An 11,662-nucleotide genomic window follows, 5' to 3' on the forward strand; every position below is an offset into this window, starting at 1 on the left:
GTACCACCTCTCTCGGCGGAGAACGTACCCCCTCGCCAGGCCGCTGACGTGGGGATGAGGAGGCAGAATGGGCCGGATCCGCCGGCGCACGGTGCTCGGCGGTGCCGCCGCGGCCACGGTCGCCGGCTCGTTGACGGCCTCGTGCGCCGCGCCGGCGCGGAAGGGGACGCTCGACGACGTCCGCCACGTCGTGGTGCTGATGCAGGAGAACCGGTCGTTCGACCACTACTACGGCACGATGGCCGGCGTGCGCGGTTTCGGCGACCGCGCGGCGCTGCGGGACGTCTTCCGCCAGCGCGGCAAGGGCGCGCCGGTGCTGCCGTTCCGGGTCGACACGTCCGTTGTGGACGGCCAGGACCTCGGCGAGCTGCCGCACGACTGGAACAGCACGCACCGCGCGTGGAACGGCGGCGCGTACGACAGCTGGGTCAAGGCCAAGAGCCCCATGACGATGGGGTACTTCACGCGCGACGACATCCCGTTCCAGCGCGCGCTGGCCGGCGCGTTCACGCTGTGCGACCACTACTTCTGCTCGATCCAGGGCCCGACGCAGCCGAACCGGCTGTTCCACTGGACCGGCACGATCGACCCGGACGGCGTCGCCGGCGGCCCGGTCACGCACAACTTCCCCGACTACGAGCCGTCGTTCCGCTGGACGACGTACCCGGAGCGGCTCGAGTCCGCCGGGATCACGTGGCGGATCTACGCGAACGACGAGGAGCGCGGCGTCCCCGAGCACTTCGCCGGCGACTACGGCGACAACCCGCTGTGGCTGTTCGAGAACTTCCACGACGCGCTGTACTCGATGGACCCGGTGAAGCAGCGCCTGGCCGAGCGCGCGAACCTGCGCAAGAAGCTGCTGCCCGATTCCGGCAAGGGCAAGGACCTCGACCACGTGCTGGCCGAGTTCCTCACCGACTGCGCGGCCGGGACGCTGCCCGCGGTGTCGTGGGTCGTGGCCCCGTACGGCTACTGCGAGCACCCCGCCGCCCGCCCGGTCGACGGCGCCTCCTACATCCAGCGGATGCTGAAAGCGTTGTGGGACAACCCGGAACTGTGGGAATCGACCGTCGTCTTCCTCAACTACGACGAAAACGACGGCTTCTTCGACCACGTCGTCCCGCCGACGCCGCCACCCGGGACCCCGGGCGAGTACCTGCCGGGGAACCGCCCGGAGAGGGGCGGGGCGTCCGGCGCCCCGCTGCCGATCGGGCTGGGGCCGCGCGTGCCGATGACCGTCGTCTCGCCGTGGAGCCGTGGCGGCTGGGTGAACTCGCAGGTCTTCGACCACACGTCGGTGCTGCGGTTCCTCGAGACGTGGACCGGGGTGCGCGAGCCGAACATCTCGGCCTGGCGCCGCGCCATCTGCGGCGACCTGACCAGCTGTTTCGACTTCCGCGCGCACGACACGACGATCCCGCTGCTGCCGGACGCGGACGCGTTGCGCGCCGAAGCCGACCGGACGCAGTCCCGGCTCCCGAAGCCCGGGCTCGGGCCGGGCGCCCTCGTGCAGGACCCCGGCACGGCGAAGGCGCGCCCGCTGCCGTACCAGCCGGTCGCCTGGGCCACGGCCGGGCCGGGCGCGCTGAAGCTGCACCTGGCCAACCACGGAACTCAGACACTTCAGCTGGCCGCGTACGCCTACCACGCGGGCGGAGCGTCACAACGCTTCGACGTCGGCCCGAAGAGCGAGCTGACGGGCGAAGTCCCGTACGCCGAGTCGTACGACATCGCCATCCACGGGCCGAACGGATTCGTCGTCGAGGCCTCCGGCAAAGCGGGCCTCGACGCCGCCGTCACGTTCACGCCGGCACCGGCGTTGCGCGTCACGGTGACCAACAACGGCCCGGCGCCGGTCGCGCTGAACGACGTCACGATCGCGCCGGAAACCTCGCACGACTTCCCGGTGCCGGCGAAGAATGGCTGGTACGACGTCACTTTCGAGGCGCCCGGGTGGCGTCGCCGCTTCGCCGGGCACCTCGAGGACGGCCGCCCGTCGCGGACCGGGCCCTAACGCAGGGCGTCCAGCGCGAACGCGGCGAGCATCGCGACACCGCTCGGCATCGCGTCCTCGTCGAAGAGCACGCGGTTGGAGTGGTTCGCGGCCGCCTCGGCGGGGTCGACGCCGGGCGGGCACGCGCCCAGGAACGCGTACGCGCCCTGAACGCGTTGCAGGACGTAGGAAAAGTCCTCGGCGCCCATCAGCGGGTCCGCCATCAGCTCGACGTTCTCCTGGCCGAGCACGGCCTCGCCGAGCGTCAGGACTTCGGCGGCGACGCGGTCGTCGTTGACGGTCACGGGGTAGCCCGGCTCGACGTCGGCGACGACACGGCAGCCGTACGCCGCGCCGACCTGCTCGCACACCTTCGGCAGCTCGGCGCGGACCAGCGCGCGCGTCTGCTCGGACAGCGTGCGGATCGTGCCCTGCAGCTCGGCGGTTTCCGGGATGATGTTCGTCGTCGTGCCGGCCTGGATCCGCGTCACCGAGAGCACCGCGGGGTCGAACACGCTGACCCGGCGCGTGATCATCGTGTGCAGCGCGCCGACCATCGCCGCGGCCGCCGGCACCGGGTCGATCGTGTGCTGCGGCGCGGAGCCGTGGCCGCCCTTGCCGGTGACGAGCACCGAGAACGAGTCCGCCGAGGCCATCTGCGGGCCCGGCCGGACCGACAGCAGCCCGCTGCGCAGGTTGGCGAGGATGTGCACGCCGAACGCGCGCTCGACCCGCGTCCCGGCGGCGTCGAGCACGCCCTCGTGGATCATGAACCGGGCGCCGTGGTGCCCCTCCTCGCCCGGCTGGAACATGAAGACGACCGAGCCGGCCAGCTGCTCCTTGCGCTCGGCGAGCAGCCGGGCGGCCGAGGCGAGCATCGCGACGTGCGTGTCGTGCCCGCACGCGTGCATCGACTCCTCGTCCTCGGACGCGAAGTCCAGCCCGGTCTCCTCGGTCAGCGGCAGCGCGTCCATGTCGCCGCGCAGCAGCACCGCCGGGCCGGGCCGGGCGCCGCGCAGGACGGCCGTCAGCGACGTCGTGGCCTTGCCTTCGGTGATCTCCAGCGGCAGGCCGGCGAGGGCTTCGCGGATCGCCACCTGGGTGCGCGGGAGGTGGAGCCCTTGTTCCGGGTGGCGGTGCACGGCGCGCCGGAGGGCGACCGTGCGGTCTTGCAGCGCCCGCGCGTCGTCGAGGAGGCCGGCGAACGGCGTGCCGGGCAGCGTGGGCAGGTCAGTGGGGCCGGTCATGCTCCCGATAGTGCCCCATGCGGCGCTTCGGGTGCACCGTGCGTGCGCTCGGTCGACCGGCGGAATACGGTGTGCGCATGGCGGTGGATGAGCCGGTCACGGGCTTCGCGGTAGCCGTGGTCCGGGAAGACGGTCGGTGGCGGTGCAGCGCGCTCGACCCGGGGGCGTTGACCGAGCTCGACGCGGCGATCACAGAACTGGGCAAACTACGTTCCACCGGTGCATCCTTCGGGCTGCTGGCCGTCGACGACGAGTTCTTCGTCATCGTCCGGCCGAGTCCGCGCGGGCCGTCGTTGCTGCTCTCGGACGCGGCGGCGGCATTGGACTACGACATCGCGGCGGACGTCCTCGACGTCCTGCGCGTCGATCCACCGGACGAAGAGGACGACTCCGTCTGGCCCGAGGGCGACCTGTCGATCCTCGCGGACATCGGGCTGCCGGGGCCGGAGCTGGAGGTCATCGTCGGCGAGGTCGACCTGTACCCGGACGAACAGCTGCAGATGATCGCGCAGCGCGTCGGGTTCGGCAGCGAGTTCGCCAAGCTCCTGGACGAGCTCTGAGACGGCCGTCCGACACCGAAGCCGTGGAGGCGGCGCTGGAAGCAGCGCGCGCCCCCGGCTCGGACGTGCCGATCGGAGCGGTGGTCTTCGACCCCGACGGCAAGCCACTGGCGGCGGCCCGCAACGCGCGGGTCGAGCTGGGCGACCCGACGGCCCACGCGGAGATCCTGGCGCTCCGCGCGGCGGCGGGCGCGGTCGGCGACGGCTGGCGCCTGGAGGGCTGCACGCTGGCGGTGACGCTGGAGCCGTGCACGATGTGTGCGGGCGCGCTGGTGCTGGCCCGGATCTCGCGGCTGGTGTTCGGGGCGTGGGAGCCCAAGACGGGCGCGGTGGGGTCCCTGTGGGACGTCGTGCGTGACCGCCGCCTCAACCACCGCCCGGAGGTCCACGGCGGCGTGCTGTCGGCGGAGTGCGCTTCGCTGCTCGAGACGTACTTCGCGACGCGGCGCTGATTCGGCTCGTCCGGGGTGGGTACCCCAATGGGTATGACTATGAAGGACAAGGTCCGGCAGACGATGGGCGGCGCGCGCGAGAAGCTCGGCTCGGTGACGGGCAACCGGCGCCTCGAGGCATCCGGGCGGATGCAGCGCCGCCGCGCCCAGGTGGCCGAAGTGGCCCACGACCTGCGTTCGAAGGCATCTCGTCTGGTGCGAGACGTGCAGGTCAGGCGCCGGCCGGACGGGCCTGCCGACCCCTTGTGAGGCACGCGGGTGCCCTCCGGTATTGTTCTCGGCGGTGGCGTGTCCGAGCGGCCGAAGGAGCACGACTCGAAATCGTGTGACGGCTAATCCCCGTCCGTGGGTTCAAATCCCACCGCCACCGCTCTCGAATCGCCCGGCAGCCCTGATCAGGGTTGCCGGGCGTTTTGCTGTGACCACACGCCGAGCCATTGCTCGGCGCCGTACGCCTCGAACCGCTTCACCTCGGTGAAACCCAGCTTCGCCGCGAGGCGCATCGAGGGAGCGTTGGCGGTCTGGGTGCAGAGTGCCACCTTCTCGCCGGGGTTTGCGCCGGCGAACCAGCCGAGGGCCGCCGTGCACGCTTCGGACGCGTAGCCGTGGCCCCATGCTTCTGGCAGGAACAGGTAGCCGAGTTCGGTCTTCGCGGCATCCGTGTCGTGTGGATCGAGCGTGATCATGCCGATCAATGCCCCACCGAGATCGACGACGAACAGGCCGGGACGCCGCCCGGGCAGTTCGGCTGTCGTGCGCTCCAGTTCGTCCCGTGGTTTCGGGCCACCGATGTAGGTGCCCACGTCCGGCGAGGCGAACAGCTCGATGAACGCGGCGCGGTCGCGGGGTTCGGACTCGCGGAGGACGAGCCGGCCGGTCCTGATCGGGGCGGGTGGCCAGGCGGCTCCGGGCTCAGGCATGCCCGGCAAGCTATCGCACGCCGGTAATGCCGCCGCCGGCCGGCGCGATACAGACCCCGACGACGGGCGACGGAGGTGCGGACGTGGACGATCTGCTGGTGGAGCACCTCCCCGGGAAGGTCGAGGAACGCGGTCTCAGCGTGTCGGTGCTCGGGGAGTACCTGCGCGCCATGGGGCCCGTCGAAGACGTGCACATCGCCGCGATCCGGCCGGGTGCCGTACGGGGCAACCACTTCCACACGCGCAAGCAAGAGATCATCGCGGTCGCCTACCAGGGCCCGTGGTCGTTGCACTGGGACCGCGGCGCCGGCACCGAACGCCGCCGGCAGGAGTTCCGGGGAGCCGGTGGGGTGGTGGTCCGGCCACCGCTGGGGTGGTCGCACGCGATCCGCAACGACGGCGACGCCGACCTGTGGATCGTCGCGCTCAGCGATCGGGCTTTCGATCCCGGCGAAGCCGTGTCCCGGCACGTCGTGGAGCCGGCGTGACCGAATTCCGGACGTTCTGCCACATCAGCGAATACGGCGAAGCCGGCTACCTGCAGCTGCACCGCATGATCGCCAGCAGCAGCCCGCTGGTCCTCTGGGCGCCGTCCAGCACCTTGCTGTCGGCTCCCTCGTGCCAGGTCGAGCCGCGGGAGTTCGTCGATTTCGTCCGCCGGGGGCACGTGCGGGTCATGGCACGGGAGGAATGGCTGTTCTCGCCGTCGAAGCGGAACGGCCACCCGTGGGAAGGAGCCGCCTGGACACCGTCGGTGGACGACGAACTCAAGAAGTTCGCGGAGGCCGACCGTGATCTCGAGGCCTCGCAGCGGCGGGTCACGGTCGCTCCGCCCGAACCCGGCAAGACGTGGGCCACGGACCATTACGACGAGAACGGTGAGCTGGTCGCCAAGGTGACGCGGGTGTTGAAAGGCCGTGCGCCGGAGAAGAACATTCCGATCGGCGTACTGGAAACCGCGCGGCGATACGAAAATGACCCGCGGCAGACCGTTGAGCACATTCTGCGGGACGTCTGCAACCACGGCGACGCCATTACCCGGTCGGGCGCGGAAGCACCGTTCTTCCTGAGTCCCCGGGACAGCCAGTTCCTGCGGTGGATCGACTCCACTGCGGAAATACCTGCGCCGCATCGCGAACAGCACCTCGACCACGCCGAACTCGCCGCTCAGCTGCTCGCGTTGCTGCGGACCATGGAGATCTCGGGTGGAGCGACCGACCTCGGCCGGTTCGTCGGTTCGGCGGGGCACGACGAGCTGGCCCGCTGGTACGCGTCGATCTGCCGCTGCGTCGCCCTCGAACGACCGAAATCGCTCGAAGGCAAGGTCTCCCGTGAACTGAACCGCGCCCTCGACGGCGGCCGCCTGCACAACACGTTCCGGTCGTGGATCTCCCGGAGGGTCGAAGCCCCGGTCTTCGCGCTCGGCCTGGCCACGACGATCGCCGGGCCGTTCGTCGACGGCCCCAGCATGCTGTCGCTGGCCGGCGTGCTGCTCGGAGCGGTTCCGGTCGGCAACGGCGTGTTGCGGCGCTTGGGATACGTGCCGGCGCAGTACACCGGCGCCCAATGGCCCTTCCTCTACAGCTTCGGGCACGAGGCCTCCGCCCGGCGGATCAGGCGGCTGCGCAAGGCGCTGGACTTGGCGGCGGAAGCTTGACTTGAAGGGCTCTTGAAGTGTGACGGTGGTGGGAACCGATCACCAAGGAGCGCACCATGAAGGTCCTCATCACCGGGGCCACCGGCAACACCGGCCGGCACGTCGTCCGTGGCCTGCTCGACCAAGGCGCAGACGTCCGGGTCCTCGTCCGCGACCCGGCCAAAGCACCCGGAGGAGAAGTCGTCCAGGGCGACATCACCGACCCCGCCGAAGCCGCCGACGGAGTCGACGCCGTCTACTTCATCTGGCCCTTTTATTCCGCCGAGGGAATCGACAAAGCCGTAAAACCCTTCAAAGACAAGAAGGTCGTCTACGTCTCATCGGCAGCAGCCGAGGACGGCGGGTTCTGGGCCGACGTGGAGGAAGCCGTCAGAAACGTCACCGACGACTGGACCTTCCTCCGCATCACCGGCCTCGCCACCAACACCCTCGGCTGGGTACCGCAAGCGAAAACCGGCAAAGTGCGGGCACCCTACGGCCAAGCCAAACGATCGCTCGTCCACGAAAAGGACGTCGCCGACATGGCGATCAAGGCGTTCACCGAAGACCACGCGAGGCAGATCTACCTCGTGACCGGACCGGAAGCCCTGAGCCAAGAAGACCAGGTGACGATCATCGGCGAAGCGCTCGGAACACCCGCGAAATGGGAAGAACAGCCCGAACAAGAAGCCACCCTGCAACTGGGCGAGGAATTCGCGAAGAGCGCCCTGCCTTACTGGGCCTCCCTCGTCGACGATCCGGAGCCCGTCTCGCTGGACGTCGCCACCGTCACCGGACATCCGGCGAGGAGCTTCGAAGACTGGGCCCGGGAACGGTTCAGCTGAGCTGGACCGCCGGCGCCGTCAGCGGCTCCAGTTCCGCCAGCAGTCCAGACAGCGACGCGATCTTCGCGGAAACCGTCCGGACCACCGCCGCGCACGTCGTGCTGACCGTGCTCACCACCTCGGGTGACCGGTCGTCCGCCAGCACCGCCGTGACGGCCACCGCGGCCGCGTCCGCGAGCGCGCACACCTCGGCCGACGCCGACGTCGCCAAGGCGTCCAGCTCGGAAGCGATCCGGGCGCCCAGCTCCGCGGTGGCCGCGGCCGCGTGGGCCGCCGCCGCGTACTGACCGTCCACTGTGTCCGCCCAGATGCCGAACGTCTCCGCGCTGCCGCCGGTTTCGCCCTGCTCGACGCCGTTGCGGAACTCCGCGGAAGCCGACGTCACCAGCGCCGCGCCCGCCTCGACCGCCGAAGCGGACGAGCTGATCGACGACGGCGAACAGTCCAGGTGCCGCAGGGCCGCGACCGGGTCCGGGGCGCCGATGCGGCCCGCCGCCGTGCGCAGGGAAGCCAGCCGCTCGGCCGCCGACGTCAGCGCCGGGTGCTCGAACACCGGAGCGGTCACGGCGCCACCGCGATCCGGCCCCGGAAGCCGGTGCTCCGGGTGCTCTCCGCCGCCATGCGCAGCCGGCCGGCCAGGTCGGACGTCGCGTCGCCGAGGACGCGCGCGTCCGCTTCGCGGGCGGCGAGGGCGGCGGACCAGCGCGCCGCCAGTTCGCGGGCCTGCGCCGAGAGGCCGAACGGCGTCGAGTCGACGCGGGCCTCGGCGAACTGTCCCGCCGCCTTGTCGTCGGCGGCCGCGGCCTGGTCGAGCAGGTCCGCGGCCGTGCGGAGCCGGTCAGGCCTCTTCGGGGGGTTCCGGCTGACGAAGCCCGCGGGGCGGAGCTCCGGGACGTCACCCCCCTTCTTCAGGGGGTTCCGGGTGGCGAAGCCCCCGGCCTCGGAGCGCAGCTCCGGGACGTCACTGCCGATCCGCGAGCCTCTGCCTTCCGGCATGGGGACCTCCGTCGTCAAGGGCGCTCACCCGATCGTGGAAGATCTTGCCTCATGCTCCCGAGCCGCCCGCATCGCGGTGACCTGCGGCGTTGATCGCGTTCCACCAAGTGGACGTCTTGACCGCAGGGCGGGAGGAAGAACACCATGAGCACATGCCCGCCACCTCGGAAAGCACGCCGATCCGGTGGCACGGCCGCGCCTCCAAGCGGTCGATCGGAGAAGGCACGGTGGAGCTCCTGCTGCGCCGCGGCCGCCTGGGCTCGCCCCCTGCCTGACGCGAGCCCGGCGTCCGAATCCTCCCGAAAACCCTTGGAGCACAACCATGTCCGTAGACCTGCCTGCCCGGATTCCGCTGCGCGAGGCCGTCACACCCGACGACGGCATCGTCGAAGGCCCCCGCGTCCTGCACCGATGCGAGAGCGAGCCGTACGAGCGCTTCACCCTCCGCCCGCTGGGCCGGGTGATCGGCGCCGAGATCGACGGCGTCGACCTGGCCGAGCCGCTGACTCCCGAGCTGCGCGAAGACCTCAACCGCGCCCTGCTCGAGTGGAAGGTGATCTTCTTCCGCGACCAGGACATCACGTCGGCGCAGCAGCGCGCGTTCGCCGCGAACTGGGGCGAGCTGGAGACGAACCCGTTCATCCCGAAGGGCGACGACGACGCCGTCACGCGCTTCGAGCGCACCGCCGCCATGCCCGGTTACGAGAACATCTGGCACGTCGACGTCACCTGGCGGCCCAACCCGGCGCTCGGCTCGGTGCTGCGGCTCATCGAGGTGCCACCCGTCGGCGGCGACACGATGTGGGCCGACATGGCCGCCGCCTACGACAACCTGCCCGAGGACGTCCGCGCCCGCATCGACGGGCTCACCGCGGTGCACGACTACCTTCCCGGCTTCGACCGGTTCGCCGATCCCGCGCTCCTCGCGCGGTGGCAGGACGAGTTCCCGCCGGTCGAGCACCCGGTGGTCCGGACGCACCCGGAGACCGGGCGGCGCACGCTGTTCGTCAACCAGGCGTTCACCACGCACGTCGTCGGCATGGACCGCGACGAGAGCGACCGGCTGCTGCGGTACCTGTTCCTGCAGGCCCACACGCCGGAGTTCCAGGTCCGGTTCGGCTGGCGGCCGAACTCCGTGGCCTTCTGGGACAACCGCGCCACGCAGCACTACGCGGTCAACGACTACCACCCGCACGTCCGGATCGCGGAGCGCGTCGCCATCGCGGGCGACCGGCCCCGCTGACCCTTAGCCTGGGGACATGACCGATGAACCCCAGGCAGTGGTGACCGGTTTCCTGAAGGCCCTCGAAGACCTCGACATCGACCGCGCGCTGACGTTCGCGGCGAGCGACATCGTGTACCAGAACGTGCCGTTGCCGCCCGCCCGCGGCGTCGCGGCGGTCGAGAAACAGCTGCGTTTCATGGCCAAGTACGGCTCCGGGTTCGAGGCGCGCACGCACCACATCGCCGCGGACGGCAACGTCGTGCTCACCGAACGCACCGACGTGCTGCGCCGCGGCGCGTGGGAAGCGGAGTTCTGGGTGTGCGGCACGTTCGAGGTCGAAGCCGGCCGGATCGTGCTGTGGCGCGACTACTTCGACTGGACGACGTTCCTGGCCGCGAGCGCGAAGGGCGCCGGGCGGGTCGCGCTGGCCGGCGCACGCACGCTTATCGGCCGCTACAAGGCGAAGCAGGCGGTGCGCTAGACCCCGGGTGCGCCGCGGTCGTGGTCCCGGAGGTCCACGACCGCGGCTATCCCCAGCACCAGCACGAACACGCAACTGAGAACAATCAGCCCCCACATGATGGTTCTCCCTCCCCCGCGTGTTCGTGCTGGTCGAGAGCTGTCCGAAAGTGGTCTGTGCCACTTTTCCGGCGGCTCACGCAGACCGTACCGCCGCTTCACGCGGGTTGTTCCGGGTCTTAGGGAGCATTTAAGGCAGATGCGCCGGATGGGTGACAGAGGTGCGAGGTCCTGTCACAGTCCGCGCGCAATCGGTTACGCACCAACGCCCAGACCGGCCACTGAGGCGATTCCGTCCCGCACGGACAACGTCGTGGAGCGCAGCGCCGAAACGTCCGCGAGGTACCGCAGCGCCTTGCCCGCTTCCTCCCCGGCGAGCGGTTCGCACTCGTTGTCCGCGTTGCGCCGCACGGGGATGAGCTCGAGCCGGGGTTCTTCGCCGAACATGCAGCCGGCCAGCAGCCCGTCGATGTGCCGTCCGCGCATCGCCGGCCAGTCGAAGACGAGGTTGCCGAGGCTGTAGAGGATCGGGCGTCCGCGGTACACCTCGACGGCCTGGATCGTGTGCGACCCGTGCCCGGCGACCAGGTCGGCGCCGGCGTCGATCGCCGCGCGTCCGTAGGTCACCTGGTACTCCGTGAGGTCCGCGCCGGGCAGGCCCCAGTGCATCGAGACGACGACGTGATCGTTGGCGGATTTGGCCTGCTTCACGTCGGCGACGAGCCGTTCGAGGTGTTCGGGCACGGGTGTCGTGCGGACCAGCGGTGGGCGGCCCGGGATCTCCGCGACGCGTGGATCGGGCTGGTAAGCCGTGGTCGCAAACGCTTGCGCGACACCCGGGGAGCCCGACTGCGCGGCTTGGCCGTGGGCGCGGCGAAGTGAGGTGTACGCGAGGAATGCGACCTTTTCGCCGGATCGCTCGAGCACCGCGGGTGCGTGCGCGGCGTCGAGGTTCGCGCCGGCACCGCAGTGCGCGATCCCGGCTCGGTCGAGGACCGCGAGGCTCGCCATCGCCGCGGCCGGCGGGTGCGTCATGTCGTTGGCGCACGAGACGACGTCGATGCCGGCCGAGGTCAGCGCTTCAGCCGCCTTCGCGTCGAGGGGTCCTTCGAGGTTCACGAACCGGAGGTCGGCGCCCTTGAGCAGGGGATCCAGCTGTTCGAACGCCGTCGACGGCGTCGCGCGGCCCTGAACGTTGACGTCTCCGCCGAGTACCAGCGTGATCACAAAACCTGCTCTGCCGAAAGAGTGACGACGAAAGTAGTTGTT

The 11,662-nt window shown here is 70.6% G+C and carries 15 protein-coding genes and 1 tRNA gene; 11 read left to right on the plus strand and 5 right to left on the minus strand.

Annotation, left to right across the window (positions count from 1 at the left end; translation table 11 throughout):
* The first annotated feature begins 67 nt into the window (after positions 1-67).
* Positions 68-2,014 carry a phosphocholine-specific phospholipase C gene (locus QQ657_RS39010; RefSeq protein WP_284747370.1) on the plus strand — a complete coding sequence of 649 codons (1,947 nt, stop codon included), beginning with the start codon at positions 68-70 and terminating at the stop codon, positions 2,012-2,014.
* Here the strand turns inward: QQ657_RS39010 and QQ657_RS39015 are convergent.
* A complete protein-coding gene (locus QQ657_RS39015; protein WP_284747371.1) occupies positions 2,011-3,240 on the minus strand; it encodes a M20 metallopeptidase family protein in 1,230 nt (409 codons plus the stop codon). The genes QQ657_RS39010 and QQ657_RS39015 overlap by 4 nt on opposite strands.
* Before the next feature lie 77 nt (positions 3,241-3,317).
* Between QQ657_RS39015 and QQ657_RS39020 the strand changes: the two genes are divergently transcribed.
* The 4 genes from QQ657_RS39020 to QQ657_RS39035 all read left to right on the plus strand — a co-directional run bounded on the left by QQ657_RS39020 (position 3,318) and on the right by QQ657_RS39035 (position 4,622).
* Positions 3,318-3,800, plus strand: coding sequence for a tRNA adenosine deaminase-associated protein (locus tag QQ657_RS39020; RefSeq protein WP_284747372.1), 483 nt, complete (start codon positions 3,318-3,320; stop codon positions 3,798-3,800).
* 23 nt (positions 3,801-3,823) lie between these two features.
* Positions 3,824-4,252, plus strand: coding sequence for a nucleoside deaminase (locus tag QQ657_RS39025; RefSeq protein ID WP_284747373.1), 429 nt, complete (start codon positions 3,824-3,826; stop codon positions 4,250-4,252).
* Positions 4,253-4,285: 33 nt separating this feature from the next.
* Positions 4,286-4,501, plus strand: coding sequence for a CsbD family protein (locus QQ657_RS39030; RefSeq protein WP_284747374.1), 216 nt, complete (start codon positions 4,286-4,288; stop codon positions 4,499-4,501).
* A gap of 33 nt (positions 4,502-4,534) precedes the next feature.
* A tRNA-Ser gene (locus QQ657_RS39035) sits at positions 4,535-4,622 on the plus strand.
* 25 nt (positions 4,623-4,647) lie between these two features.
* Here QQ657_RS39035 and QQ657_RS39040 read toward each other — a convergent pair.
* Positions 4,648-5,172 (minus strand): GNAT family N-acetyltransferase, encoded by a 525-nt coding sequence (locus QQ657_RS39040; protein WP_284747375.1) that lies wholly within the window; start codon positions 5,170-5,172, stop codon positions 4,648-4,650.
* An 83-nt stretch (positions 5,173-5,255) separates the two neighbouring features.
* Between QQ657_RS39040 and QQ657_RS39045 the strand changes: the two genes are divergently transcribed.
* The 3 genes from QQ657_RS39045 to QQ657_RS39055 are packed head-to-tail and all read left to right on the plus strand — an operon-like array spanning position 5,256 to position 7,653.
* A complete protein-coding gene (locus QQ657_RS39045) occupies positions 5,256-5,660 on the plus strand; it encodes a polysaccharide biosynthesis C-terminal domain-containing protein (protein WP_284747376.1) in 405 nt (134 codons plus the stop codon).
* A complete protein-coding gene (locus QQ657_RS39050; protein ID WP_284747377.1) occupies positions 5,657-6,829 on the plus strand; it encodes a hypothetical protein in 1,173 nt (390 codons plus the stop codon). Before QQ657_RS39045 ends, QQ657_RS39050 begins: the two co-directional genes overlap by 4 nt.
* Positions 6,830-6,885: 56 nt before the next feature.
* Positions 6,886-7,653, plus strand: a complete 768-nt coding sequence (locus tag QQ657_RS39055) for an SDR family oxidoreductase (RefSeq protein WP_284747378.1) — start codon at positions 6,886-6,888, stop codon at positions 7,651-7,653.
* Here the strand turns inward: QQ657_RS39055 and QQ657_RS39060 are convergent.
* Positions 7,646-8,218 (minus strand): hypothetical protein, encoded by a 573-nt coding sequence (locus QQ657_RS39060; RefSeq protein WP_284747379.1) that lies wholly within the window; start codon positions 8,216-8,218, stop codon positions 7,646-7,648. The two genes, QQ657_RS39055 and QQ657_RS39060, sit on opposite strands and share 8 nt — an antisense overlap.
* Positions 8,215-8,649 (minus strand): hypothetical protein, encoded by a 435-nt coding sequence (locus QQ657_RS39065; RefSeq protein WP_284747380.1) that lies wholly within the window; start codon positions 8,647-8,649, stop codon positions 8,215-8,217. The genes QQ657_RS39060 and QQ657_RS39065 overlap by 4 nt, the downstream gene beginning before the upstream one ends.
* A 152-nt stretch (positions 8,650-8,801) precedes the next feature.
* Here QQ657_RS39065 and QQ657_RS39070 point away from each other — a divergent pair, with 152 nt between their 5' ends.
* Genes QQ657_RS39070 through QQ657_RS39080 form a run of 3 tightly spaced genes read left to right on the plus strand, consistent with a single transcriptional unit; the run spans position 8,802 to position 10,355 of the window.
* Complete coding sequence (locus QQ657_RS39070; RefSeq protein ID WP_284747381.1) at positions 8,802-8,924, plus strand: hypothetical protein; 123 nt, start codon at positions 8,802-8,804, stop codon at positions 8,922-8,924.
* 47 nt (positions 8,925-8,971) lie between these two features.
* Positions 8,972-9,892, plus strand: a complete 921-nt coding sequence (locus QQ657_RS39075; protein WP_284747382.1) for a TauD/TfdA dioxygenase family protein — start codon at positions 8,972-8,974, stop codon at positions 9,890-9,892.
* A gap of 16 nt (positions 9,893-9,908) precedes the next feature.
* Positions 9,909-10,355: a limonene-1,2-epoxide hydrolase family protein gene (locus tag QQ657_RS39080; RefSeq protein ID WP_284747383.1), complete on the plus strand. Its 447-nt coding sequence runs from the start codon at positions 9,909-9,911 to the stop codon at positions 10,353-10,355.
* Between the two features lie 293 nt (positions 10,356-10,648).
* On the opposite strand, the gene QQ657_RS39085 is transcribed toward QQ657_RS39080, so the two are convergent.
* Positions 10,649-11,620 (minus strand): CapA family protein, encoded by a 972-nt coding sequence (locus QQ657_RS39085; protein ID WP_284747384.1) that lies wholly within the window; start codon positions 11,618-11,620, stop codon positions 10,649-10,651.
* Between the last annotated feature and the right edge of the window lie 42 nt (positions 11,621-11,662).

This window comes from Amycolatopsis ponsaeliensis (assembly GCF_030182635.1).
Classification (GTDB): Bacteria; Actinomycetota; Actinomycetes; order Mycobacteriales; family Pseudonocardiaceae; genus Amycolatopsis; species Amycolatopsis ponsaeliensis.